This window comes from Thalassovita aquimarina (assembly GCF_018219815.1).
Taxonomy (GTDB): domain Bacteria; phylum Pseudomonadota; class Alphaproteobacteria; order Rhodobacterales; family Rhodobacteraceae; genus Thalassobius; species Thalassobius aquimarinus.
In genome coordinates, this window is sequence record NZ_JADMKU010000012.1 from 25,871 (window position 1) to 50,104 (window position 24,234).

32 protein-coding genes are annotated in these 24,234 nt (G+C 62.5%); 10 read left to right on the forward strand and 22 right to left on the reverse strand.

Annotation, left to right across the window (positions count from 1 at the left end):
• Positions 1-2: 2 nt before the first annotated feature.
• The 4 genes from IT775_RS13430 to hmgA form a co-directional block, all read right to left on the reverse strand.
• Positions 3-1,613: an FAD-dependent oxidoreductase gene (locus tag IT775_RS13430; RefSeq protein ID WP_212701632.1), complete on the reverse strand. Its 1,611-nt coding sequence runs from the start codon at positions 1,611-1,613 to the stop codon at positions 3-5.
• Positions 1,614-1,731: 118 nt separating this feature from the next.
• Entirely contained in the window at positions 1,732-2,682 is a 951-nt protein-coding gene (locus tag IT775_RS13435) for an MBL fold metallo-hydrolase (protein WP_212701633.1), read from the reverse strand.
• 12 nt (positions 2,683-2,694) lie between these two features.
• Positions 2,695-3,951: a fumarylacetoacetase gene (gene fahA / locus IT775_RS13440; RefSeq protein ID WP_212701634.1), complete on the reverse strand. Its 1,257-nt coding sequence runs from the start codon at positions 3,949-3,951 to the stop codon at positions 2,695-2,697.
• A 49-nt stretch (positions 3,952-4,000) separates the two neighbouring features.
• Positions 4,001-5,356 carry a homogentisate 1,2-dioxygenase gene (gene hmgA / locus IT775_RS13445; RefSeq protein WP_212701635.1) on the reverse strand — a complete coding sequence of 452 codons (1,356 nt, stop codon included), beginning with the start codon at positions 5,354-5,356 and terminating at the stop codon, positions 4,001-4,003.
• Positions 5,357-5,425: 69 nt separating this feature from the next.
• Here hmgA and IT775_RS13450 point away from each other — a divergent pair, with 69 nt between their 5' ends.
• Entirely contained in the window at positions 5,426-5,872 is a 447-nt protein-coding gene (locus IT775_RS13450) for a MarR family winged helix-turn-helix transcriptional regulator (protein ID WP_212701636.1), read from the forward strand.
• 54 nt (positions 5,873-5,926) lie between these two features.
• Here IT775_RS13450 and IT775_RS13455 read toward each other — a convergent pair whose 3' ends face one another.
• The 6 genes from IT775_RS13455 to trmD all read right to left on the reverse strand — a co-directional run bounded on the left by IT775_RS13455 (position 5,927) and on the right by trmD (position 9,702).
• Positions 5,927-6,736: a division plane positioning ATPase MipZ gene (locus IT775_RS13455; RefSeq protein WP_212701637.1), complete on the reverse strand. Its 810-nt coding sequence runs from the start codon at positions 6,734-6,736 to the stop codon at positions 5,927-5,929.
• Positions 6,737-7,122: 386 nt separating this feature from the next.
• Positions 7,123-7,344 (reverse strand): 50S ribosomal protein L31, encoded by a 222-nt coding sequence (gene rpmE / locus IT775_RS13460; RefSeq protein WP_212701638.1) that lies wholly within the window; start codon positions 7,342-7,344, stop codon positions 7,123-7,125.
• Positions 7,345-7,355: 11 nt separating this feature from the next.
• Positions 7,356-7,739, reverse strand: a complete 384-nt coding sequence (gene rplS / locus IT775_RS13465; RefSeq protein ID WP_212701639.1) for a 50S ribosomal protein L19 — start codon at positions 7,737-7,739, stop codon at positions 7,356-7,358.
• 308 nt (positions 7,740-8,047) lie between these two features.
• Positions 8,048-8,383 carry a YegP family protein gene (locus IT775_RS13470; protein ID WP_212701640.1) on the reverse strand — a complete coding sequence of 112 codons (336 nt, stop codon included), beginning with the start codon at positions 8,381-8,383 and terminating at the stop codon, positions 8,048-8,050.
• A gap of 103 nt (positions 8,384-8,486) precedes the next feature.
• Positions 8,487-8,804, reverse strand: a complete 318-nt coding sequence (locus IT775_RS13475) for a MafI2 family immunity protein (protein WP_212701641.1) — start codon at positions 8,802-8,804, stop codon at positions 8,487-8,489.
• Between the two features lie 64 nt (positions 8,805-8,868).
• A complete protein-coding gene (gene trmD, locus IT775_RS13480) occupies positions 8,869-9,702 on the reverse strand; it encodes a tRNA (guanosine(37)-N1)-methyltransferase TrmD (RefSeq protein ID WP_212701642.1) in 834 nt (277 codons plus the stop codon).
• A gap of 88 nt (positions 9,703-9,790) precedes the next feature.
• On the opposite strand from trmD, the gene IT775_RS13485 reads away from it, so the two are divergent.
• Together IT775_RS13485 and IT775_RS13490 are read left to right on the forward strand one after the other, a co-directional pair.
• On the forward strand, positions 9,791-10,441 hold the full coding sequence (locus IT775_RS13485) for a phosphotransferase (protein ID WP_212701643.1): 651 nt from the start codon (positions 9,791-9,793) through the stop codon (positions 10,439-10,441).
• Positions 10,442-10,449: 8 nt separating this feature from the next.
• Positions 10,450-10,743 carry a hypothetical protein gene (locus IT775_RS13490; RefSeq protein WP_212701644.1) on the forward strand — a complete coding sequence of 98 codons (294 nt, stop codon included), beginning with the start codon at positions 10,450-10,452 and terminating at the stop codon, positions 10,741-10,743.
• Here IT775_RS13490 and rimM read toward each other — a convergent pair.
• The 11 genes from rimM to IT775_RS13545 form a co-directional block, all read right to left on the reverse strand.
• Entirely contained in the window at positions 10,735-11,247 is a 513-nt protein-coding gene (rimM, locus tag IT775_RS13495; protein ID WP_212701645.1) for a ribosome maturation factor RimM, read from the reverse strand. The two genes, IT775_RS13490 and rimM, sit on opposite strands and share 9 nt — an antisense overlap.
• Before the next feature lie 81 nt (positions 11,248-11,328).
• Complete coding sequence (locus IT775_RS13500; RefSeq protein ID WP_212701646.1) at positions 11,329-12,036, reverse strand: dienelactone hydrolase family protein; 708 nt, start codon at positions 12,034-12,036, stop codon at positions 11,329-11,331.
• 125 nt (positions 12,037-12,161) lie between these two features.
• Entirely contained in the window at positions 12,162-12,791 is a 630-nt protein-coding gene (gene bluB / locus IT775_RS13505; protein ID WP_212701647.1) for a 5,6-dimethylbenzimidazole synthase, read from the reverse strand.
• A gap of 17 nt (positions 12,792-12,808) precedes the next feature.
• On the reverse strand, positions 12,809-13,189 hold the full coding sequence (rpsP, locus tag IT775_RS13510; protein WP_212701648.1) for a 30S ribosomal protein S16: 381 nt from the start codon (positions 13,187-13,189) through the stop codon (positions 12,809-12,811).
• A gap of 43 nt (positions 13,190-13,232) precedes the next feature.
• Positions 13,233-13,529: a chorismate mutase gene (locus tag IT775_RS13515; protein WP_212701649.1), complete on the reverse strand. Its 297-nt coding sequence runs from the start codon at positions 13,527-13,529 to the stop codon at positions 13,233-13,235.
• Entirely contained in the window at positions 13,522-14,124 is a 603-nt protein-coding gene (locus tag IT775_RS13520; protein WP_212701650.1) for a GNAT family N-acetyltransferase, read from the reverse strand. The genes IT775_RS13515 and IT775_RS13520 overlap by 8 nt, the downstream gene beginning before the upstream one ends.
• Positions 14,121-14,645 (reverse strand): GNAT family N-acetyltransferase, encoded by a 525-nt coding sequence (locus tag IT775_RS13525; protein WP_212701651.1) that lies wholly within the window; start codon positions 14,643-14,645, stop codon positions 14,121-14,123. The genes IT775_RS13520 and IT775_RS13525 overlap by 4 nt, the downstream gene beginning before the upstream one ends.
• Entirely contained in the window at positions 14,642-15,199 is a 558-nt protein-coding gene (locus IT775_RS13530; protein ID WP_212701652.1) for a GNAT family N-acetyltransferase, read from the reverse strand. The genes IT775_RS13525 and IT775_RS13530 overlap by 4 nt, the downstream gene beginning before the upstream one ends.
• Positions 15,200-15,203: 4 nt before the next feature.
• On the reverse strand, positions 15,204-16,727 hold the full coding sequence (gene ffh, locus IT775_RS13535; RefSeq protein WP_212701653.1) for a signal recognition particle protein: 1,524 nt from the start codon (positions 16,725-16,727) through the stop codon (positions 15,204-15,206).
• Between the two features lie 204 nt (positions 16,728-16,931).
• A complete protein-coding gene (locus tag IT775_RS13540) occupies positions 16,932-18,155 on the reverse strand; it encodes a hypothetical protein (RefSeq protein ID WP_212701654.1) in 1,224 nt (407 codons plus the stop codon).
• Between the two features lie 303 nt (positions 18,156-18,458).
• Positions 18,459-19,055 carry an FMN-dependent NADH-azoreductase gene (locus IT775_RS13545; protein ID WP_212701655.1) on the reverse strand — a complete coding sequence of 199 codons (597 nt, stop codon included), beginning with the start codon at positions 19,053-19,055 and terminating at the stop codon, positions 18,459-18,461.
• Positions 19,056-19,413: 358 nt separating this feature from the next.
• Between IT775_RS13545 and IT775_RS13550 the strand changes: the two genes are divergently transcribed.
• The 3 genes from IT775_RS13550 to IT775_RS13560 all read left to right on the forward strand — a co-directional run bounded on the left by IT775_RS13550 (position 19,414) and on the right by IT775_RS13560 (position 21,523).
• A complete protein-coding gene (locus IT775_RS13550; protein ID WP_212701656.1) occupies positions 19,414-19,626 on the forward strand; it encodes a hypothetical protein in 213 nt (70 codons plus the stop codon).
• 138 nt (positions 19,627-19,764) lie between these two features.
• Entirely contained in the window at positions 19,765-20,640 is an 876-nt protein-coding gene (locus IT775_RS13555; RefSeq protein WP_212701657.1) for a LysR family transcriptional regulator, read from the forward strand.
• Between the two features lies 1 nt (position 20,641).
• Positions 20,642-21,523, forward strand: coding sequence for a DMT family transporter (locus IT775_RS13560; RefSeq protein ID WP_343231147.1), 882 nt, complete (start codon positions 20,642-20,644; stop codon positions 21,521-21,523).
• A 103-nt stretch (positions 21,524-21,626) separates the two neighbouring features.
• Here IT775_RS13560 and IT775_RS13565 read toward each other — a convergent pair whose 3' ends face one another.
• Positions 21,627-21,965 (reverse strand): ArsR/SmtB family transcription factor, encoded by a 339-nt coding sequence (locus tag IT775_RS13565; protein WP_212701658.1) that lies wholly within the window; start codon positions 21,963-21,965, stop codon positions 21,627-21,629.
• A 252-nt stretch (positions 21,966-22,217) separates the two neighbouring features.
• Between IT775_RS13565 and IT775_RS13570 the strand changes: the two genes are divergently transcribed.
• From IT775_RS13570 to IT775_RS13585, 4 genes are all read left to right on the forward strand, one after another.
• Entirely contained in the window at positions 22,218-22,547 is a 330-nt protein-coding gene (locus IT775_RS13570) for an AtpZ/AtpI family protein (protein ID WP_212701659.1), read from the forward strand.
• 2 nt (positions 22,548-22,549) lie between these two features.
• On the forward strand, positions 22,550-23,308 hold the full coding sequence (locus IT775_RS13575; RefSeq protein ID WP_212701660.1) for a F0F1 ATP synthase subunit A: 759 nt from the start codon (positions 22,550-22,552) through the stop codon (positions 23,306-23,308).
• Positions 23,309-23,361: 53 nt separating this feature from the next.
• Complete coding sequence (locus tag IT775_RS13580; RefSeq protein WP_136340256.1) at positions 23,362-23,586, forward strand: F0F1 ATP synthase subunit C; 225 nt, start codon at positions 23,362-23,364, stop codon at positions 23,584-23,586.
• Positions 23,587-23,666: 80 nt separating this feature from the next.
• Positions 23,667-24,233, forward strand: a complete 567-nt coding sequence (locus tag IT775_RS13585) for a F0F1 ATP synthase subunit B' (protein WP_212701661.1) — start codon at positions 23,667-23,669, stop codon at positions 24,231-24,233.
• The last annotated feature ends 1 nt before the right edge of the window (position 24,234 follow it).

The following is a 24,234-nucleotide window of genomic DNA, read 5'->3' on the forward strand; positions in this document are numbered from 1 at the left end:
GTTCACTCCTTGCCAATGGCGCGGCGGATCGCGGCGCGGGTTGCGGTTTCGTCGAATTTTTCCCAGCGGGCGGCGACGTGCTGATCCGGGCGGATCAGGTAGACGGCGGTTTCCGCCTCGCCCAGGTACCGTTCGGCCAGCGCCGGGTCGAGCGCTTCGCTGTAAAGCGACAGGCTGCCCACCTTGATGCCGCTTTCTTCCAGCTCCGCCGGGACGTCGGTGTTGATCGTCAGCAGGGTGAAGTCGTTGCCCAGCCGGTGCAGCAGGAAACCTTCGTCCAGCGGCGCATCGGGGCAGGGCGATCCGGGGCGCGTGCGGGCTGGACCGCCGGGCAGCGCATCCGGCGTGTTCAGCGCCGATCTGTCATAGGTGCAGGGCACCGACAAGCGGCCCGAGTTCACCAACGGGCGGGCGAATTCGTAATGTTCCGACAGGTCCAGAACGGCATCGCGGAACAGACGGCTGGTTTCCGATTTCGGCGTGATGAAATCGGTCGAACGCGACGAATTGAGGATGTTTTCATCGGCGCCGTGGATCCGTTCGACATCGTAGCTGTCGAGCAGGCTCTCCGGGGCGAGACCTTCCATCACCAGTTTCAGTTTCCAGATCAGGTTGTCTGTATCCTGAAGCCCGGAATTCGCACCGCGGGCGCCGAAGGGCGACACCTGATGCGCCGCGTCGCCGGCAAAGATCACCCGGTTGTGACGGAACTGTTCCATCCGGCGGCACTGGAAGGTGTAGATCGACACCCATTCCAGGTCGAATTTGACATCCTCGCCCAGCATCGCCTTGAGCCGGGGAATGACGTTTTCGGGTTTCTTTTCCTCTTCCTTGTCGATGTCCCAGCCCAGCTGCAGGTCGATGCGCCAGACCCCGTCGGGCTGCTTGTGCAGAAGCGCCGACTGCCCCTTGTTGAAGGGCGGGTCGAACCAGAACCAGCGTTCGGTCGGGAAGTCGGCCTCCATGATCACGTCGGCGATAAGGAAGTTGTCCTCGAAGACGCGGCCGACGAAATCCAGCCCCATCATCGCGCGGATCGGCGACGCGGCGCCGTCGCAGGCGATCAGCCAGTCGGCTTCAAGCGTGTACTGGCCTTCGGGCGTGTCGATCAGGATCTCGGTGTGATCGCCCTTGTCCGTGACCTTCAGAACCTTGTTGCCGCCGCGGATTTCGATCGGCGCGCCTTCGGCTTCCAGTTCGCGGGCGCGGTTCACCAGGTATTCTTCGAAATAGTATTGCTGCAGGTTGATGAAGGCGGGGAATTCGTGGCCGGTTTCCGGCAGCAAGTTGAATTCATAGACCTTGCGGTCGTCGAAGAACACCTTGCCGGTGTCCCACACCACGCCCTTGTCGACCATCGGGTGGCCGCAGCCAAGCCGGTCGAGGATTTCCAGTGGCCGCTTGGCGAAACAGATCGCCCGGCTGCCGAAGCTGACCTTGTCGTTGTCGTCGACGACGATCGCCTCGATCCCCTGCTGCGCCAGGTCGATGGCGGCGGCCAGCCCGATCGGGCCCGCGCCCACCACCACGACCTTGCGCCGCACCGGCTTTGCCGCGTCCTGATCGGCGCTGCGGGCATAGGGGTAGAGGGGGATTTCGAAAATCTTGTTCATCTGGTTCCTCCCAGCTGCAAACAAATCTCTGCTGTTCCCCTCGGGCGTCCGCCCAAGGGGGTGCGGGATGAACCCGCCGGACCGCCCCGTTGCCGGGGCGATCCCATGACCTTTGGGATCAGCCCTGCAGGGCCTCCCACATTTCCAGATCGCGCTGCGCGGTCCAGATCCGCGGCGTGTCGATGCCGCGCGCTTCGTCATAGGCGCGCGCCACGTTGAACGGCAGGCAATGTTCGTAGATCGCGTAGTCGCTGAACTTCGGATCGCATTCGGCGCGCACCGCGTCCCAGGCTTCCTTCAGAGACCCGCCGCGCGCGGCGACCTTGGCGGCCGGGCGGTAGGTGCTTTCTACGAAATCGCGGGTATTCTCGATCGCGGCGTTGACCATTTCCCGGCCCACAAGCGCGTCGCCGCGGCCCGGCGCGATGGCGTCGACATCGAACCACTTGATCGCGTCCAGGGTGTCGCCCCAGTCGTTGAAATGGCCGTCGCCGCAGTAGCAGGCCGAATGGTATTCGACGATATCGCCGGTGAACATCACGTTCTGATCGGGCACGTGGATCACGATGTCGCCCGCGGTATGGGCGCGGCCCAGATGCATCAGGTCGACACGGCGGTTGCCCAGATAGACGGTCATCGAATCGCTGAACGTGGTGGTCGGCCAGGTCAGGCCGGGGATGCTTTCATGGCCTTCGAACAGGCGCGGGAAGCGCTGGAATTCGCTGTCCCAGTCTTCCTGCCCGCGTTCCACCACCATCGAACGGGCGGTGTCGGACATCAGGATCTGTTGCGCGCCGAAAGCCGACGCGCCCAGCACGCGGACCGCGTGGTAATGGGTCAGCGCGACGTGGGTGATCGGTTTGTCGGTCACGCTGCGGACGCATTCGATCACCTTGTTGGCCAGCCGCGGGGTGGCCTGTGCCTCGACGATCATCACGCTGTCGTCACCGATGATCACGCCCGAGTTCGGATCGCCCTCGGCGGTGAAGGCGTAGAGCCCTTCGCCGACTTCGGTGAAGCTGATGGTTTTTTCGGTCATGTCCCCCTGGGACGCGAATGCCTTTGCCATTTTGCTGTTCCTTTAGCGTTTGTAAGGGTCGTCGAGGGCGGGCAGAACCTTGCCCACGCAATCGCCGAAGCCGATGGTGTAGCCATCGCCCTTTGCCGCGCCTTTCAGCGTCAGCGTGTCATTGTCTTCGATGAAGTTGCGGGTTTCGCCCGATGCCAGTTCGAGCGGTTCCTTGCCGCCCCAGCTGAGTTCCAGAAGCGAGCCGCGGCTTTCCTTGGTCGGGCCCGAAATGGTGCCCGAGCCGAGCAGGTCGCCGGTGTTCATCGGGCATCCGCTCGTGGTGTGATGCGCGAGTTGCTGCGCAGCGGAATAGTACATTTCCTTGTAGTTGGTCCGCGCGATGGTGCTTTCGGAACCGCCTTCGGGCCGCAGCGTGACTTCGAGGTCGATGTCATAGAGCATCGGGCCGCAATCCTTCAGGTGGTCGAGCAGTTCGACCTCGCGCGCGGGGGTGTCGCAGCGGAACGGGTTCAGTGCTGCCTTGGTCACGATCCAGGGGCTGATCGTGGTCGCCGTCGCCTTGGCCTGGAACGGCCCCAGCGGCTGGTATTCCCAGGCTTGGATGTCGCGCGCCGACCAGTCGTTCAGCAGCACGTAGCCGAAGATGTTGTCGTCGGCTTCCTGCACGGTGATCGGACCGTCGGACGCGGTACCGACGATGGCGCCCACTTCCAGTTCGATGTCGAAGCGGGCACAGGGGGCGAAACGCGGCGCGGCGTCATTGGGGCCCTTCAGCTGGCCCCAGGGGCGGCGCACATCGGTGCCCGAGACGACGACCGACGAGGCCCGGCCGTTATAGCCGATCGGGATATGCAGCCAGTTCGGCGGCAGCGCGTTTTCGGGGCCGCGGAACATGGTGCCGACGTTGAAGGCGTGGTTCTTGCCGGCATAGAAATCGGTGTATTCCGACACCAGGAAGGGCATGTGCATGGTGGCATCGGATTGCGCCACCAGCATGTCCTTTGCGGCGTCCTGATCGGCGCTGCCCTCGGACAGGATCGCGGTCAGGCGGGCGCGCAGTTCGGCCCATTTGTCGGCCCCCAGTTCCATCACTTCGTTCCAGAACGGAACATCGAAAACGGAACCGACGCCGAGGTCGATCAGACCGGATTCTTCGGCGGCGGCGCAGTCGAAGATCATGTCGCCGATGGCGACGCCGCAGTGCGGATCGTCGTCGGAGACGGAAAACACGCCATAGGGCAGGTTGTTGAGCGGGAAGGGATGGTTGGCGTCGTTGGCGCTGTCCACCCAGGATTTCATCAGGGTCATTCGCGTTTCCTTTTCGCGCGGGCGGTGGGGCATCCCCCACCGGCCACGATTATTTCTTGCCGGGTGTGCCGTCGAATTTCTTTTCGAGATCGGTCCAGCAGTCGATGTAGTCGTCCTGCAGCGGCGCCTCGTTCGCGGCGAAGCCGGTCAGGTGCTGCGGGAAGCGGGTTTCGAACATGAAGGACATGGTGTTGTCCAGCTTCTCGGGCCCCAGGTCGGCATTCGACGCGCCCTCGAAGGCGTTCTTGTCCGGCCCGTGCGGCAACATCATGTTGTGCAGGCTCATGCCGCCGGGAACGAAGCCCTGCGGCTTGGCGTCATACTGGCCGTAAATGTTGCCCATCAGTTCCGACATGATGTTCTTGTGATACCACGGCGGACGGAACGTGTCTTCGGCCACCATCCAGCGTTCGCGGAACAGCACGAAATCGATGTTCGCGGTGCCCGGCACGCCCGAGGGCGCGGTCAGCACGGTGAAGATCGACGGGTCGGGATGGTCGAACAGGATCGCGCCGACCGGGCAGTAGTTGCGCAGGTCGTATTTGTACGGCGCGTAATTGCCGTGCCATGCGACGACGTCGAGCGGCGACTGGCCGATCTTGGTCTGATGGAACTGGCCGCACCACTTCACGGTCACGGTCGAAGGCACCTCGCGGTCTTCATAGGCCGCCACCGGCGCCTTGAAGTCGCGCGGGTTGGCCATGCAGTTGGCGCCGATCGGGCCGCGGCCCGGCAGTTCGAATTTCTGGCCGTAGTTTTCGCAGACGAAGCCGCGGCAGGGGCCTTCCAGAACCTCGACCCGGTACACCAGGCCGCGCGGGATGATGGCGATTTCCTTCGGTTCCAGGTCGATGATGCCCAGTTCGGTGGCGAAACGCAGCCGGCCTTCCTGCGGCACGACCAGAAGTTCGGAATCGGCCGAGAAGAAATATTCGTCCTGCATCGAGGCGGTGACCAGATAGACATGGCTGGCCATGCCGACCTGGGTGTTGACGTCGCCGGCGGTGGTCATGGTGCGCATGCCGGTGAGCCATGTCAGGTCCTCGCCGCTATGGGCGACCGGATTCCAGCGGTATTGTCCCAGCGAGGCGACGTCGGGATCGACATTGGGCGCCGATTTCCAATAGGGCAGGTCGATCTTTTCGTAGCGGTGCGAATGCTTTACCGACGGCCGGATGCGATAACACCAGGTCCGTTCGGGTGGGTTGGCGGTGAAAGCTGTTCCCGAAAGCTGTTCACCATAAAGGCCGTAATTGCATTTCTGCGGGCTGTTCATGCCCTGCGGCAGTGCATCGGGCAGCGCTTCGGTCTCGAAATCGTTGCCGAAGCCCGGCATGTATCCCGGGGTGGTCCCGTGCGGCGTCGGAGCCTGCACGAAACCATGCGGTTTCATCTGCTGATTCATGGCGCGTTCTCCTTTTCGCTTGTGCTGTTAATAGTTGATTTTGTAACTAACAACCGATGGAGGCCGGAAATGACCGAAAAACATGACTTCGATTTGCAAAATTTTCTGCCTTACCTGCTGAATCAGGCGGCAGAGGAAAGCAGCCTTGCGTTCCAGCAGGTTTACAAGGACCGCTACGGCATGTTGCGTACCGAATGGCGGGTGCTGTTTCATCTTGGCATCTATGGCCGGATGACGGCAAAGGAAATCGGCCAGCGGTCGAAAATGCACAAGACCAAGATCAGCCGGGCGGTGGCGCGTCTGGGCGAACGCCGCTTCCTGACCCGGCAGCAGGATGACAGGGACCGGCGGCTGGAATACCTGGAACTGACCAATCTGGGGCAGACGGCCTATCGCGACCTGCTGGGGGTGGCGAAAACCTATGATGCGAAACTGTCGGCCAGCCTGAGCGCGGAAGAGGACAGGGTGCTGCGCAGTGTGCTGCGCAAGCTGGCCAGTTTCGATACGGCCGACTAGGGGCTGCGGGTATCCCGGCAGCCGCTGTTGCGGTCCGTGTTTGGGTCGTGCGTGTTAGAAATTCGGTTCGACACCGGGCAGGTCCAGCGCCTTGATCAGGTCGCGCAATTCCTGCCGCGCCGCGACGTTGGAAATGTTCAGGCTGGTCACGCCGATATCCTTCAGATCCAGCAGGGTCAACCCGCGCGGGAACAGTTCGCGGAAAATGACCCGTTCGTTGAACCCCGGCGCGACGCGGAAGCCGATCCGCTTGGCAAGGTTGTCCAGCGCCTTGCCCATCTTTTCCTTGTTCACCATGTGCTGGGCGCCCAGACGGTTGCGCAGTACGATCCAGTCGATCGGCTTCAGCCCTGCCTGCGCCCTGAGTTGCCGCGCGTTCCACACCATTTCGGAATAGACCGAGGGTCCAAGGATTTTCTTGCCGTCCTCGTCGATCTTGGCCAGCAGGTCGAAATCGACGAAACTGTCGTTCAGCGGCGTCACCAGGGTATCCGCTAGCGAATGCGCCACTTGGCTGAGCCGCGTATGCGACCCGGGGCAGTCGATCATGATGAAATCGTGGCCGGGTTCCAGCGAAGCGATGGCCGCGGACAGGCGTTGATCATACGGATTTTCACCGGGCTTCAGCTGTGCCGGATCGGCCTGGGGCAGGTCATGATAATCGGGGCTGGGCAGGTCCAGGCCCGATTTTTCCATGAACTTCTTGCGGTTTTCGACATAGCGGCCGAAGGATTTCTGGCGCAGGTCGAGGTCGAGCACGCCAACCTTGAAGCCCATCCGGGCCAGAGCCGTGGCGATATGCATTGAAACGGTGGATTTTCCCGCGCCGCCCTTCTCGTTCCCGACGACAATAATATGCGCCATTGAAAGATGTCCCCTATACCTGCCTTGTTCCGGCCGCTTTGCCACAGGATATGGTTGCCGCGGTCATTTGCAAAGCCTTGTTGATCCGTTTGGACGGCTTCAATGACATCTGTTGCAGAAATATGGAAGGGGTCGCGAGAGCGCGGCAAAACCTGCTTGGGGGCATCCGGGATCGTATACTTGGAATTGGGTCGGTCCAGAGGTGAAAATCGGGATGGCTTGGCCTGTCTGCCAATGCGCATTCGCGGGTTTCCGGCCGGGGCGACGGGGAGGAAACTGCGGATTTCAAGCCTGAAACCAATCTCGCCCGAGAAGGATCGGGACCATCGTTCACAAAAAAAGCCCCGCCGTTTGGCGGGGCTTTTCTTTGTCGATGCGGAAAGGGATCAGAAGCCCAGACCTGCATATTTGTTCTTGAACTTGGACACGCGGCCGCCGGCGTCCAGCAGGCGCGAGGTGCCGCCGGTCCATGCGGGGTGCACGGTCGGGTCGATGTCCAGCGCCAGGGTGTCGCCTTCGGCGCCCCAGGTCGAGCGCATGGTCAACATGGTGCCGTCGGTCATCTTCACTTCGATGAAGTGATATTCGGGGTGGATACCTTCTTTCATCGTTCCGCTCCTTACGCTTCTGCGCCCGACTTGGGCTTGTAGTTGGCAACCTCTGCGATACGGGCGGATTTACCGCGGCGCGAACGCAGGTAGTACAGTTTGGCGCGACGGACGCGGCCACGGCGGACAACTTCGATGGATTCGATGTTGGTCGAGTAGAGCGGGAACACACGTTCCACGCCTTCGCCGAAGGAAATCTTGCGGACGGTGAACGAACCCGCGATGCCCGAACCGTTCTTGCGGCTGATGCAGACGCCTTCGTAGTTCTGCACACGGGTGCGCGACCCTTCGGTCACCTTGTAGCCGACGCGGATGGTGTCACCGGCTTTGAAATCGGGGATGGTTTTCCCCAGGGCGGCGATTTGTTCCGCCTCCAGCTGTGCGATCAGATCCATCTGATCTTCTCCTATCTTGCTTGCGGTTGCCCCGCAAAGGTGATGTCCGTCCTCAGAGCTCTCGGCCTTCGACCGGGTCCGCCTGTTCCGATTACCGGGGCGCCCGCCAGAGTTCAGGTCGTGTTTCTTATTCCGCTGCCGGGGCGATCCGTCGTGGATGCCGAAGAAGCACCCGGAAAAATACCCAACAGGCCCGCAGGCCGATTCCGACCGCGAACGGGCGGTGTATAGGGGGAGGGGGCAAAAGGATCAAGGCCTTTCTGCCCTTGGACAGAAAGGCCTTGGGGTGGTTTCGTGGGCGGTTCGGATCAGGCGGTCAGGTCTTTGACGTCCGCGTCCGGCGCGTTCTTCTTGACCGACTCGATGCCGTTGTCGCGGCCCGCTTCGCTTTCATAGCTTTCCGAGGTGCCGATCACTTGGCCGTTGGTGGCCTTGAGGTTGAACATGTGCTTGCCCGCCTTGGTTTCCTTGCGCTCGTAACGCGCGTCCTCGGGGGCGTTTTTCTTGACCGACTCGATGCCGTTCTCGGCGCTGGCGCGCTGTTTGTAGCCTTCGCTGGCCAGGATGATTTCGCCATTGCCCGCCTTCAGGCGGAAGCGGAATTCACCGGCCTTGTCGGTGTAGAGTTCGAATTTGCCAGCCACTGCTCAATCTCCTTCAATGAAAGTCGTCTGCTCGAACTATTCACCACCGGAGGGCGGGCTGCAATATTTTGTTATGCTTTCCTACCTCGTGGCCAGGTCCGCCTCAGCCCTCCCAACGGCGGAAAAGACCGAAGTCCAATGGGTCAAGTCGGCCAAGCGGTTCTTCTGTGACAACAAACTCCACATCAAGCCTGTCGAGATTCTGCGAAAGGCCCGAGTCGAAGTTCACGGCAACGATCTCTCCGATCTCTCTTTCGTCGTCGGTGGGGTCTTCGGACATATAGAACCGAAACTTCGCCTGTCTCTCGCCATAGGAGAAGGCAATCAGTCTCATATTGGGCGTGACCTCGCCGCTGATAGCCCTGATTGCCAAAACAATTATGTCATCCGGAACGGAATTCGTTGTCTCGGTCGGTTTCATCGTCTCTCCTCCGCGCGATCTGGCGCTGGCGCAGCCTCCATTCAGAGCAGATATCGGCGAAGCCTCATCTCTCACCGCGTTTCTTGCAATAGGCATCCCACATGTCGGGGCGGCGATCTTGGGTCAGCTTCTCGGACATCTCGTGGCGCCATTCCTCGATCTTGCCGTGATGGCCCGACATCAGCACCTCGGGAATCTCCATCCCCTTCCATTCGGCGGGGCGGGTGTATTGCGGGTGTTCCAGCAATCCGTTGGAATGGCTTTCCTCCTCGATGCTTTCGGCATTGCCCAGCACCGAGGGCAGCAGACGCACCGTGGCGTCGATCATCGCCTGCGCCGCGATCTCGCCGCCAGTGAGGACGAAATCGCCCAAGGAGATCTCCTGGATGTCGTAGTGATCCAGCACCCGCTGATCGACCCCTTCGAACCGGCCGCAGAGCAGCGTTACGCCATCGAATTGCGACCAGTCCCGCGCCATCGCCTGATCGAAGCGCCGACCGCGCGGCGACAGGTAGACCAGCGGCCAGCGCCCGCGCGTTCCCGTCATCGTGTGGTCGATCGCGTTGCCCAGAACGTCGGCGCGCAGAACCATTCCGGCGCCACCGCCGGCGGGGGTGTCATCGACGTTGCGATGCTTGCCGATACCGTAGTCGCGCAGGTCGGTGGTTTCGAGCTGCCACTTGCCGTCCTTCAGCGCCTTGCCGGTCAGGCTTTCGCCCAGAACGCCGGGGAAGGCCTGCGGGAACAGCGTGATGATCCGCGCGGTCCAGACGCCGGCCAGAACCGGGTTATGGGTCATCAGCGCCTGCGGCTTGCGCGACAGCTTGATGGATTTGCGGCCGTGGGATTTCGCCGGAGCGGATTGGGCAGGATTGGATTTGGAGGGCGCATCACTCATATCGCTGTGCTTGCCGCCCCTGAGGGGGCTTTGCAATAGTAATTTACAGCTTTCGATCTAGAATGAAGGCGAGAGACAGGAGAACGGCATGAGACATGATGGCTTGGCCAGACCGGCAGGTTTGGCGCCGTCGGATATTGCAGAGATTCTTGGGCTGCTTCCTGCGGATATGACGATCCATCTGATCAAGGAGGCGCGGCAAGCCGTCGGCAGGCGGCAAGTCTTTCGGGTCTCGGTGCCGGGGCGGACCAGCTTGATCGTGAAATCCGAACCAGCCGTGTCGGAGGCTGAGTTCGCCCACGTGGTGGAGAATTACCAGGCGCTTTCGGCCGCTTTGGGAGAGACCGGGGCGAACCGGATCGTGCCGCTGCTGCACTGCCGGGACGCCGGGCGCGTGCTGGTCATGGAGTATGTTTCCGGCTTGACGGCCTTTGCCCGGCTTGAAGCGGCCGAGTTGGGAATGGACGACAGGACGGAGGTGCTGCGGCGGTGCGGTGCTTGGCTGGCGCAAGCGCATGCGGCGACCGAGAGTGAGGTAATGACGTTTGACGGGGCTGCCTTGCTGCGCCGCACCCGTCGCCTGGCGCGCGCGGTGCGCAATGGCAAGCGTGATGTAGTCTTTGCCAAGCGGTTTCTTGGTCTCTGCGCGTTGATACATCGTCTTGTGCATGCCGCGGAGAGCGGGGCGCAGCGCTTGGTCCGGCTTCATGGTGATCCGCAGCCGCGCAATTCGACGTAGCGCGGTTGATGAGCCGTCTGGCCTATGCTTTTGGCCTGTCCGAGGCAGGGCCGGAGCCCGGTCGCGGGTTCGCCGGGCTCGGCGTCTCCGACTGGCTGGCTCTGGAAGAAGGTTATGGCCGGCCGGTGAGCAGCGATCCGGTTTTTGCCGTCTATCTCGCGCAACAAATGCTCACGGATTGGGTGGCGTTGCCGTCTGAGCGCGAGGCGCGTTCGCTGCCTGAGCAGCGCAGGGCAAGGGCGCTCAGGGGCATGCTGGGCGCGCTCCAGTCGCAGGAAGGGCGCGCCGCCGCCTCAGAATAGCCCCTCGGGCGGGTCGGTGACGATGCGGCCCTTGGCCAGATCCACGGTCGGTACCGCCTCGAGCGTGAAGGGCAGCAGCACGGTCGTTTTCAATCCCGGCCCGTGGATTTCCAGCAGGTCGCCGGCACCGTGGTTCAGCACCGATTTCACGCTGCCCAGCTTCGTGCCGCCGGTGTCGAAAACCTCCAGCCCGATCAGGTCGGCATGGTAGTATTCGCCGTCGGGCAGCGATGGCAGCCGGTCGCGCGGCACGTAGAGCTTGACGCCTTTCAGCGCGTCGGCTTCTTCCTTGCTGGTGACGGTGGACAGCCGTACCGACAACCCGTTCTTGATCGGGCGGATGATGCCGACATCGAAGCTGCGGCTGCCGTCTTCGGTGGTCAGGGGATTGTAATCCTCGATCGCCTCGGGGTCGGCGGTATAGCTTTTCAGCCGCACTTCGCCATGCACGCCATAAGCGCCCGCGATGGCGCCGACACAGATCAGATCGTCGGGATTGTCCATGTTTCGGGGTGTCCTTTGCCGTTTCGCTATTGTGATAGCGTTTTGCAGGGACGGGGGCAATTCGGCTGATCGTGTCAGCGGCTAACCTTTCAGTCTTTCGCTCAGGAAGCGTGTCAGACTTTCCCAGGACCGGTCTGCGGCACGGGGGCTGTAGAACATTCCCTGTTCCGGTGCTTGCGCCGCGGGATTGGTGAACGCGTGCCCCGTATGGCCGAAGGCGAGGACCTGCCAATCCTGACAATGGTGGGTCAGTTCCCCGGTCAGGGCCAGAAGGTCGTCGGGTTTAGCCAGCGGATCGTCCCAGCCATGCAGGATCAGAACCGAGGGCTTGATGTCATGGATTTCTGCAGGCGGATCATAGACGCCGTGGATCGACACCGCCGCCTGCAATCCGGCCCCGCTGCGGGCCAGATCGAGTACGCATTTTCCGCCGAAGCAATAGCCCATCGCGCCCAGCCGCCCGTTGACCATCGGCAGCGACCCCAACGCGTCAAGGGCACAGTTCATCCGGCGCGTCAGAAGTGGACGGTCGTCGTTCAACTGTCCCATCAGCGCGAAAGCTTCCTCGGTCGACCCGGCGCGTTTACCGTCGCCGTAGTAATCGACCGCAAGAACCGCATAGCCCAATGCCGCGAGTTCCTCGGCACGGGCGATTTCAAACGGGCCAAGCCCGCCGAAGGCCGGGGCGATCAGCACGCCCGGTTGGCTGTCGCCATGGGCGGGATCCCAGACCAGACGGCCGATGAATTCGGTTTCTCCATTCGAATAATGATGCGGAGTGCTGTGCATTGGATGTCCCTGACTTGCGGCGTTTCGGCAAGGTTAGTGCCGCTTGATCCCGTGGCAATACCGATCGGGAAATTCGTTCAGGGGCTGGCAGGCGTTGGGACGCGCCCGGGTGTCTCTAAGAACGTTCAGCGCGTCTCAATCGGCAGATGCCCGCGCCGCGCGTCCCAGCCGGCCTGTTCCAGTTCCGGCGTGTCGCTTGTTTCTTCGGGCCAGCCGACGCAGAGGTACCCGACCAGCGTCCAGTCGTCCGGCGCGTCGAGGTCGCGGCACAGCTTCCCGGGATCGAGGATCGACACCCAGCCCACGCCGATACCGCGCGCCCGCGCCGCCAGCCAGAACAGGTTGATCGCCGAAACGACGGAGTAGCGCCGGGTTTCCGGCATCGTGGCCGCACCCAGCCCGGCACCCTTGCCGGTGGAGCCGTCGCAGAACACGGCCAATTGCACCGGGGCGTTTTCCATCCCGGTCAGTTTCAACCCGGCATAGAGTTTCGCCTTGTCGCCGTCATAGCCCGCCAGGGCCTCGGCATTGGCGGCTTTGAAATTCTCAAGGGCGGCGTGCCGGGCGGTTTCGCTTTGCACCCGGATCACCCGCCAGGGTTCCGACAGCCCCACCGAGGGGGCCATCAGAAACGCGTCGAGGCATTGCCGCAGCAATGCCTCGTCCACGGGATCGGTACGGAAGCGGCGCACGTCGCGCCGCCACCGCATCAGATCGGCAAGGTCGCGTTGAAAAGAGGTCGGAAAGGCCTGCATTCCAACGCTCCCCGTGCTTACTCTTCAGCCGCTGCTTCTTCGGCCGGGGCTTCTGCAGCTTCGGCGGCCTTGGCGGCCTTTTCCTCGGCGCGGTCCTGGGCTTTCTTGCCGGGGACGGCTTTCTTGGGGTTGTTGCGCTCGGTCTTCGCCAGGGTGCCGGCGGCTTCTAGGAAACGTGCAACACGGTCGGTCGGCTGCGCGCCCTGATCCAGCCAGAACTGGATGCGTTCCATGTCGAGCTTCACGCGCTCTTCGCTGTCTTTCGGCAGCAGCGGGTTGTAGGTGCCCAGCTTTTCGATGAAGCGGCCGTCGCGCGGCATGCGCGAGTCGGCTGCGACAACACGGTAGAACGGGCGCTTTTTCGACCCACCACGGGCCAGACGGATTTTCATAGCCATTTTGTTTTCTCCTTCAGATGGCGTTGACCGGTCTTGGGACCGGTTATTCCTGATGTTTCTTATGGTGCTGAATGACTTCAGCGATGATGAAGTTCAGAAACTTCTTGGCGAAATCGGGGTCCAGGTCAGCCCGGTTTGCCAAATCTTCAAGCCGCGCGATCTGCTTGGCCTCGCGGGCCGGATCGGACGGGGGAAGGTCGTGTTCGGCCTTGAGACGGCCCACCGCCTGGGTGTGCTTGAACCGCTCGCCCAGAGTATAGACGAGAATCGCATCCAGACGGTCGATGCTTTCGCGGTGTTCCTTCAGGATTTCCGCGGCGCGGGTAGCGGCGTCAGTCAAGGGCGAATCCTTTCGGTTTGAACAGCGGGTCGGCGTAATTGGCGATTTCCATCGCGATGCCGTGGGAAATCTGGGTGTCCTTCAGCTGCGCGGGCGAGGGGTGGCGATAGACCACGTCATGGCCGTCGACGGTCGCGGCCTGCGGGTCCTTCTTGGCGCCCAGCCGTTCGGCCAGACGGATCGAATCGAGGTTCTTGGGGTCCAGATAGGACACCGCGGTTTCCCAGCCCAGCGTATTGTAGAGGTATTTGCGCACCGCGTCGGTCGCTTCCAGCGCATAGCCGCGCCCGGCGGTTTCCGGCCAGATGATCCAGGCCAGTTCCGGTTCCGGCCATTTCGCCGGTTTCCAGCCGCCCGCCATGCCCAGCGGTTTGTCGGTTTCCTTGTCGTGGATCATCCACATGCCGAAGCCGCGGATCTGCCAATGGCCGATTTCGGCGGCATAGAGCATCCAGGTTTCATAATCGTTCAGCGGCCCGCCCATGAACCGGGCGCGGTAGCTGGCGAAGGTCGATTTGAAGTTCGGGTAGTCCTTGGCCTCGGGTCCGCGCAGGACCAAGCGCTTGGTTTCCAGGACGGGGATGTCGATGGTCATCGCGCGCCCTCCGTTTCCGGATAGCGGTAGACGTGGCAAGCATGGCCCAGCACTTCGCCCTCGCGCTCGAACCGCGCGCCCAGCCGTTCGGCCAGCGCCTTGGATCGGGTGTTGGCCGGGTCGATATAGCTGATCGGGGCGGTCAGGCCGAAATGACGCGCGCCGTATTCGCGCGCGGCCAACGCCGCCTCATAGGCGTATCCCTTGCCCTCATGGCCGGTATACAGGTGCCAGCCCAGTTCCGGTTCGTCCCAGCCTTCGGGGTTCAGGTGGCCGACGCCGCCCACGGGTTGCCCGCTGACGCGCTCTTCGACCAGCCACATGCCGTAACCGCGCAGCAGCCAATGCCCCAGCACGCCCGAGATCACCCGCCAGCTTTCGCCCCGGCTTTTGGGGCCGCCCACGAAATGACTGCGGTCGCTTTCGAAGAATTCGGCGATCACGTCCAGATCGCTTTCGCGCATTTCGCGCAGGATCAGGCGTTCGGTTTCAACGGTGGGGATGTTCAGCGACAGGCTCATGCGTAGGCCTCCACCGATCCGTCCTTGTCCAGCGCGTCGGGACCGGGGTGGCGATAAAGGATGTCTTCGCCCATGTGGACGTTGGTGTAGGTGCGTTCAGCCCAGGCGCCCAGCCGTTCGGCCAGCGCGATGGAGCGTGCGTTCGACGGCACGATGTTCGAGGTCAGCGTGGTAAATCCCAGCCCGTCGGGCGCATAGGCCCATTCGCGGGCGCGCAGGGCAGCCTCATAGGCGATGCCCTTGCCCTCGAACCCGTCGAACACGACCCAGCCCAGTTCCGGTTCCGGCCAGCCATCGGGGTTCCAGATGCCGCAGATGCCTGCGGTCTTGCCCGTCGCCTTTTCCTCGATCGCGAAATAGCCGTAGCCGCGGATATGCCAATGCCCCACCATCAGCCCGAACCAGCGCCACGCGTCGTGTCGGTCGGGGGAGGCCCCGAAACCGGCCGCGCGTTCCTGATCGCACAGGAAGGCGATCACCGGCTCGGCATCCCGGTGTTCGGGGCCGCGCAGGATCAAGCGCTCGGTTTCAAGGGTGGGGGCCTGGGTCAGCATCGGTTTACTTCTTCTTGCCCAGACCGCTGAGCCCGCCGGGCAGGCCCATGCCACCGCCAAGACCCGGCAGACCGCCGGGCAGGCCCTTGCCGCCGCCCATCGCCTTGGCCGCCGCTTCCAGCGCCTTGGGGTCCATCTGCGACGGGTCCATGCCGGCCATGTCGGCGGGCATGCCGCCCTTGCCGAACATGCCTTTCATGGCCTGTTTCAGCATGCCGCCTTTGCCCATCTTGCCCATCTTCTTCATCATGTCGGCCATCTGCCGATGCATTTTCAGCAGCTTGTTCAGGTCGCTGACATCCTGCCCGGCGCCCTTGGCGATGCGTTTCTTGCGGCTGGCCTGCAACAGCTTGGGATTGGCGCGTTCCTTCTTGGTCATCGACTGGATCAGCGCGATCTGGCGGGTGATGATCTTGTCGTCGAACCCGGCTTCCTGCACCTGCTTGGCCATCTTGCCCATGCCCGGCATCATGCCCATGATGCCTTCCATGCCGCCCATCTTCATCATCTGTTCCAGCTGCATCTTCAGGTCGTTCATGTTGAACTGACCCTTCTGGAACCGCTTCATCATCCGTTCGGCCTGTTCGGCCTCGATGGTTTCCTGCGCCTTTTCGACCAGGGCCACGATGTCGCCCATGCCGAGGATGCGGCCGGCGATACGTTCCGGTTCGAACGTTTCCAGCGCGTCCATCTTTTCGCCGAGACCGACATATTTGATCGGCTTGCCGGTGACGGCGCGCATCGACAGCGCGGCGCCACCGCGCCCGTCGCCGTCCATCCGGGTCAGAACGACGCCGGAGATGCCGACCTTGGCATCGAATTCCTCAGCCACCTCGACGGCGACCTGACCGGTCAGCCCGTCGACCACCAGCAGGGTTTCGCGCGGGTTGACTTCGTTGCGGACCTGTTCGACCTCGTCCATCAGGACTTCGTCGATATGCAGCCGGCCGGCGGTGTCGAGCATGTAGACGTCATAGCCGCCCATCGTCGCCTGCTGCTTGGCGCGCTTGGCGATGTCGACCGGTTTCTGACCGGGCACGATCGGCAGGGTGTCGACGCCGATCTGGGCGCCCAGAACCGCCAGCTGATCCATAGCCGCCGGGCGGTAGACGTCGAGCGAGGCGAGCAGCACCCGCTTGCCGTCCTTTTCCTTCAGCCGCTTGGCCAGCTTACCGGTGGTGGTGGTTTTACCCGACCCCTGCAAACCGACCATCAGGATCGGCGCCGGCGGGTTGTCGACCTTCAGCGCGCCGGGTTCGCCTTCGCCGGCCAGAACGTCGATCAGCGCGTCATGCACGATTTTGACGACCTGCTGGCCGGGGGTGACCGATTTGGTCACCGCCTGGCCGGTGGCCTGTTCCTGCACCTTCTTGACGAAATCGCGGGCGACGGGCAGCGATACGTCTGCTTCGAGCAGCGCCACGCGGACTTCGCGCAGGGCGGTTTTGACGTCGTCTTCGGACAGCGCGCCCTGTTTCGTCAGGCGGTCAAAGACTCCGCCCAGGCGTTCGGATAGATTTTCAAACATTCCCGCGGCTCCTTTAACCCCGTTTCACTTGGTTCTACAGGTAGGTAGAACCGGCCCAAATGCCAACTGCCCCCGTGGGCGCGACGCGCTGACGGGGGGCGATCCTTGCACAATGCAAAGGACCGGAAGCATGACAGACTCCCGGAATTGAGGCTGCGTTTAGATGCGGGGGGCGCCAGAGTCAAGTTTCACAGTTGAAAACCGCTAGGCGGATGGGGCCGCGGATCTGGCGATCATCATCCCGTTCAGCCGCCACATGCCCCAAGCCAGCGGAATCGCCGCCAACCCGCCAATGACATAGGCCAGCGGTTCATCGGAAAAGTTTTCGAAGAACTGGGTATAGGCATGAATCGCGCCAAAAGTCATCGCGGCGTTGAACAGGCCGCGTTTGTTGCGGTGCGCGGCCCAGAACACGATCGCCACGAGCGTGATGGCCCACAGCACCGAGAAGACGTTTGCGGAAATCTCCAGCGTCGAGGCGCGAAAGGCTTCCTTCGCGGCCAAGTAGCGATCCGACTGGCTTGGGTAGCTGTCGGGGCCCGTGTCGGAGAAATCGAAATATTCGGGCCCCCAGATCGTTTCCCCCACCACATCGCCCCAGAGCGACCCGACCAATGCGGACATGTTGGCCACCACGAAGGCAAGGATCGCGAGAATACCGGTATGGCGCGCCAGCCGTTGCGGGCTGGGGGCCGCGACCCAGAGACAGAGCGCGATCAGCGCCGTCATTTGCAGGATCGAAAGCGTCGGTTCAGGTGAATAGAACACGTATGCGGCATGAAAGTAGGCGGTCCCGGTATCCAGCGCCTGGGCGAAGGGAATGATGGATAGCGCAGTGATCAGCCGGATGTCGGTGAACCAGCCCGCCGCCGCGATCGCGGCGAAGGCATAGAGGAAGAAGGCGGCCTTGCCCGCGCCGAACAGGTCGTGCTGATCCAGCAGGAACCCAAGCCCGAAAAGGTGCAGCGCGACTCCCATCAGCAGGATGGCCCCGACCACGAAACCGGCAGCGGCGCTTTCGCGGGTCAGGGCATATCCGGACAGGCCGGTGGTGACCGCCCCCGCGGCCGTCATGATCCATCCCGCACTGTCTTCGTAATGGCTCAGCAATTCGGCGGCGCCGCCCCCGATCAACATGCCGGCGCCGATCAGGGCGGCCGCATTGCCGAACATGCGGAACATGTCGGCGCCACGCGACAGGATGGCGATCCCTCCTGCCAGCAGCGCCGACCCCAGCAGCAGTACCGCGATCGGATCGGCCAGCCAGAAGACGAACCCGGCCGTCGCAGCCAAGATGCCAAGGCAGAGCACCGTGTTCACGGCGAGTGAAATCATCGCGTCGCGGGCGCGCCGTTTGATCTCCTTGGCCTGGTCGGTGGTGATGACGCCATCCGCCACCAATTCTTCGGTATCTGCAACGACAAACATGTGACCGGTCTTATTGCGGCTAGGGGTGTTGTGGAACGATAGGCAAGATCGGCAACCTTAGATAGTCAGGAATCCCGGACGTCGGGCCGCGCGGGGGAACGATGCCGGATGTATGGAAGCAGATGGGTGCGGTGCCGGCGATCGTGCATCCGCACCGGCGGCTGCAGCATCTGCGCGGGCAGGGCGCGCGCTGGAGCGCACGACGCTGGAAGGGGATTGGTGGATGGAGGGGCGCGCCCCCATGGCGGCGCTCAGCCGCGTCGGCAAGCCCGTTTTGCCGGGCTTGCCGTTTTGCGGGGCGGATTACGCCGCCAGTCCGGCGATGCCGTCATTGGCCGCCTTCACCGAGCTTTCGGCGTCGATGGCGAAGTGGTCGGAGGCGACGAATTGCACATCGGTGATGCCGAAGAAGCCCAGGATGTGGCGCATGTAGGCCGAGGCGAAGTCGATCTCCGACCCCATCCGGGTGCCGTTCGAGGCATAGGCGATGATTGCGCGGGTGCCTTGGATTAGCCCTTCCGGCCCGTCTTCGGTATAGCGAAAGGTGACGCCGGGCTGCGCCAGCAGGTCGATCCAGGTTTTCAGCTGGCTGGGCACGTTGAAATTGTAGACCGGCAGACCGATCACGATGGTGTCGGCATTCCGGACCTCGGCGATCAGACGGTCGGACAGCGCCGCGATGTCGGTCTGTTCGGGGCTGCGGTCTTCGGCCGGGACCGAGATCGCGGCGAACCAGGCGGCATCGGTTTCCGGCAGCGGATGCGCGGCCAGATCACGATAGGTCACCGACGATTCGGGATGGGCAGCGCGCAGACGGGCGACGATGTCGCTGGTCAGGGATTTGGACATCGAACCTTCGGGTTTGATGCTGGTGTCGATATGCAGAATGGAATGGGTCATGTCAGTTGTCCTGTTTCCGGTGTGTGTTTCGCCGCCAATAAATACGAGTGTGCGAAATCCGTGGGAATTGCGAAAAAATGCATTGAAAGCGTGCGCAAATGCATAGATCGAGCGATTCTCGGCGACGCGCGTAGAGGAAAGGGCGGCCGCGCCGACCGGATTCGGGACCGGTCTGTCCAGGGGGGTATGAGGGTGGCCGAATGAGCAACTGCCCGGGTTCTGTGCGATCGGCGCAAAGGTGTATTGCAATAGTGCAATAGTTTGTGGGCTAGCGAAAATTGTACCCTGCTTGTTATTGACAACTCCCACCTCCGAAGGGTTATTTGGGGCGAGGTTTTATTCTAGAAGGGGGTTTCCCATGAAATTTACGACTGTTGCGGTTGCCGCACTCCTCGCACTTTCGCCGCTCGCAGCTACTGCTGGCAGCCCGGTTGCTGCTCCTGAGGATGATGATGTCCTGGCCCCGCCGCCGGTTGGCAGCTTCGGCCTGGGTGGCGGCGCGGTCGCCATTGCCGCAGTGGCTGCTGCAGCGGCTCTGGCTGCTTCGAGCTCGTCGACTACGACCGAATAAGTCGTTCGACATAGAGAATCGAAAAAGCGCGCCCGCTCTGGGTGCGCTTTTTTTATCCGCAAGTGGTTGTGATCGCCTGGGTGATGGTGTCACCTGCCGGGCACAGCCGGGGCAATGATCTGATCGGGACGGTCTTCCATGGAAAACTGGGATGAAATCCGCACCGCCTACCAAGTGGCGCGTATGGGAACGGTCAGCGGCGCGGCCGAGGTTCTGGGCGTGCACCACGCCACGGTGATCCGACATATCGATGCGTTGGAGGCCCAGCTTGGCGTCAAGCTGTTCCAGCGTCATGCGCGCGGCTACACCCCGACCGAGGCCGGGCAGGACCTGATGCGGGTGGCGCAGGCCACCGACGATCAGTTCAACCAATTGTCAGGGCGCATCAAGGGGCAGGGCGACGAGGTGTCGGGCGAACTGGTCGTCACTTCGCTCTCCGCTGTGTCGCCGCTGCTGATGCCGGTGATGGCCGATTTCCGGCTCGCCTATCCCGACGTCATCCTGCGCTTTCTAACCGGTGACCGCCTGTTCCGGCTGGAATACGGCGAAGCGCATGTCGCGATCCGCGCCGGTCGCGCACCGGAAGAACCCGACAACGTGGTTCAGCCGCTGCTGGAACAACGCACCGCGCTTTACGCGACGCAGTCCTACATCGACAGAATGGGGATGCCCGATTGCCCGTCCGACTTCGAGGGGCACCTGTTTGTCGGATCGGACAACCGCGATTCCCGCGCCCCCTATTTCAAATGGCTGTGGGAAAGCGTGCCGGAGGAAAACATCATCTTCCGCAGCGTCGACCCGCGTGCCCTTGTCTTTGCCGTGTTGCAGGGGATTGGCATCGGTTTCTTGCCCGAATGGGAAGCGTCGAAACATGACGAGCTGGTCGAGATTTGCACCGACCGCGACGACTGGCGCAGCGCATTGTGGCTGGTGACCCATGTCGACCTGCATCGCACCACCAAGGTCCAGGCCTTCGTCAAATTCCTGAAGGAACGGGCCAAGGAGTGGCAATGACGTGACGCAGGCTGCCCGCGGCCATCTGGCCATGCTGATGTTCTCGGCCCTCGTGGCCGGGTCGTTTTCGCTTGGCTCGCTGGCGATGGATCACATCACGCCGATGGCGCTGAATGCCGTCCGATTCGCCATCGCCGCCCTGCTGGTCGGCGCGGCGGGGGGGCTGAGCACCGGCATTCCGCGCAGTACCTTCCGGGCGCCCTGGCGCTACCTCGTGCTCGGCGGGGTTTTCGCCACCTACTTCGTGCTGATGTTTTACGGGCTGAAGACCGCGCAGCCGGTTTCGGCCGCGGCGGTGTTCACCCTGACCCCGATCATGAGCGCGCTGGCGGGTTTTGTCCTGCTGCGGCAGGTGACCACCTCGCGCATGGCGCTGGCGCTGAGCATCGGCGGGGCGGGCGCGCTTTGGGTCATCTTCCGCGCCGACGTGGCCGCGTTGCTACGGTTCCAGGTCGGGCAGGGCGAGGTGATCTATTTCTGGGGCTGTGCCGCCCATGCGATCTATATCCCGATGGTGCGGATGCTGAACCGGGGCGAATCGGCGATGGCCTTCACTTTCGGCACACTTCTGGCGTGCTGCGGCGCGATCACCATTGTCGGCTGGGGCGACATAACGGCGACCGACTGGACCGCGCTGCCGGGGGTCGTCTGGGCCGCCATTCTTTACACGGCGGTTTTCGCCAGCGCGATGACCTTCGTTCTGGCGCAGTATGCAACGCTCCGGCTGCCGGCGGCGAAGGTCATGGCCTATACCTACCTGACCCCCAGCTGGGTGCTGATCTGGGAACTTGCGCTTGGTCACGGCGTGCCGACGGTCTGGGTGCTGGGGGGCGTGATACTGACGGTGGTGGCGTTGCTGCTGTTGCTGCGCAACGAACACTAGCGTTACGGCGGCAATCGCATCCGGGAGAGGGCAGACATTGCAGTCGGCCCGCCGGCGCGTTGCCGGCCTTTCCCGTCGCGTTGCCGGTTTACAGGGCGCGGTTCTAGCCTTCGCCTTCGCCCAGTTCGCGTTCCAGAAACCGTTCGAATGCATCGAGGTTGATCGCTTCGAACTGGCCGAAGCCCTGCATCCAGATACTTGCATCGCGCAACGCATCGGGTTCCAGCTTGCACCATTTCACCCGGCCACGCTTTTCCTGGCTGATAAGCCCGGCATTGGCCAAGATCACCAGGTGCTTTGAAATCGCCGCCAGAGACATCTCGAACGGGGCGGCCACGTCGGTCACCGCCATGTCGTCCTCCAGCAGCATCGACAGGATCCGCCGACGGGTCGGATCGGCCAGCGCGGCGAATACGGTGTCTAGGTCGGCGGGTGTGCTCATGCGCCTTGCCTAGGCGCGCCCAGCGCGGCGGTCAACTGCGCTCAAGCAAAGATCAACCGGATGGTTGAATATGGGTTTTCGCCCCCGATGGCGCTAACAGGCATATCCGGGCGCGCCGTCTGTATTCTTGCGTTGCCAAAAATAATCGTTAAAACAATGTGTTATCAATGTCGGGGCGGCGCGTTTTGCGCGCTTGACTCGGTGCCCCCCACGGCATAGCAAGTCGGCGACTATCCGCAGGGGGTTTTGCGCGTGACCGATCCCGACCAAAAGCAGCAGCTCAAGCAGCTTGAGGACAAGATCGCAGCGGCCAAGAAGGCCCAGGCACCCAAGCCCCGCGCGGACGAACACTATTCGATGGCCAATCAGGCCTGGCGCATGGTGATCGAAATGGTTTCCGGTCTCGGGATCGGGTTTGGCATAGGATACGGGCTGGACAGCCTGTTCGGGACGATCCCGATCTTCCTTGTCATTTTCACATTGCTGGGCTTGGCGGCGGGGATCAAGACGATGATCCGTACCTCCAGGGAAATCCAGGAACAGACATTGGCCGAAGAGGCCGAGAAGGACGAGAGGGCATAGACGTGGCAAGCGAAGCACATGGCGCTGAAACCGGTGGTCTGGTTTTCCACCCGATGGATCAGTTCATCGTCAAGCCGCTGTTCGGCGGCGACACGATCGAGTGGTACACCATCACCAACGTGACCCTGTGGATGGCCATCGCCGTTCTGGCCGTGATCGCGATGATGGTGCTGGGCACCTCGCGCCGCGCCATGATCCCGTCGCGCAGCCAGTCGGTGGGCGAACTGGCCTACGGCTTCGTCTACAAGATGGTCGAAGACGTCGCCGGCAAGGACGCGCTGAAGTTCTTCCCCTACATCATGACGCTGTTCATGTTCATTGTTTTCGCCAACTTCCTTGGCCTGATCCCGATGAGCTTCACCACCACCTCGCATTTCGCCGTCACCGTGGTGCTGGCGCTGCTGGTCTTCCTGACCGTGACCATCGTTGGTTTCGTCAAGAACGGTGTTGGTTTCCTCGGCCTGTTCTGGGTCAGCTCGGCACCGCTGGCGCTGCGCCCGATCCTGGCCGTGATCGAACTGATTTCCTACTTCGTGCGCCCCGTCAGCCACAGCATTCGTCTTGCTGGCAACGTGATGGCAGGCCACGCGGTGATCAAGGTTTTCGCCGGTTTCGCAGCGATCGCTGTCGTCAGCCCGGTTTCGGTGGTCGCGATCACCGCCATGTACGGTCTCGAGGTCCTGGTGGCCTTCATCCAGGCCTACGTGTTCACCATTCTGACCTGCGTGTATCTGAAGGATGCGCTGCATCCGTCGCACTAAGGTCAAACCCAAGAACTCTATCTATCCAACTTCCAATCGTAAGGAGATACATCATGGAAGGCGATCTGGCACACATCGGCGCAGGCCTGGCAGCAATCGGTTCGGGCGCAGCCGCAATCGGTGTTGGCAACGTTGCAGGTAACTACCTGGCAGGCGCTCTGCGCAACCCGTCGGCAGCCGCGTCGCAGACCGCGACCCTGTTCATCGGCATCGCGTTTGCAGAAGCTCTGGGGATCTTCTCGTTCCTCGTCGCTCTGCTGCTGATGTTCGCCGTCTAATCCTTACGGAACACATCCTTACGGCCGGGTGGGCGCAGCGCGCCCGCCCGGTGTAACCGGAAGTTCCCAAGGAGGACGTCATGGCGACTGAAACGCACGAAGCCGCAGAACACGCCGCTGAGGCCGCCCAAGCGGCGCATGAAGCAGCTGCTTCTGCACCGGGCATGCCGCAGCTGGATTTTACGAACTGGGGCAACCAGATTTTCTGGCTTCTGGTCACGCTGGTCGTGATCTATTTCGTCCTGTCGCGCATCGCGCTGCCCCGCATTGCTGCGGTTCTGGCCGAGCGTCAGGGGACCATCACAAATGACATCGCCAAGGCTGAAGAGCTGAAGGCGAAAGCGGTCGAAGCGGAAGAGGCTTACAACAAGGCTCTGGCCGAGGCACGTGCCGAGGCGCAGCGCATCGCCGCAGAAACCAAGGCCGCAATGCAAGCTGAACTTGACGCGGCGACCGCCAAGGCCGACGCCGATATTGCTGTCAAGCTGACCGAAAGCGAAAAAGCCATCGGAGAAATCCGCGCCAGTGCGCTGGACAGCATCAAGGATGTTGCCAACGATACCGCCGCTGAAATCATCGCCGCCCTGGGCAGCGAAGCCGATGCCAAAACCGTCGACGCAGCCGTGGCTGCCCGGATCAAGGGGTAAG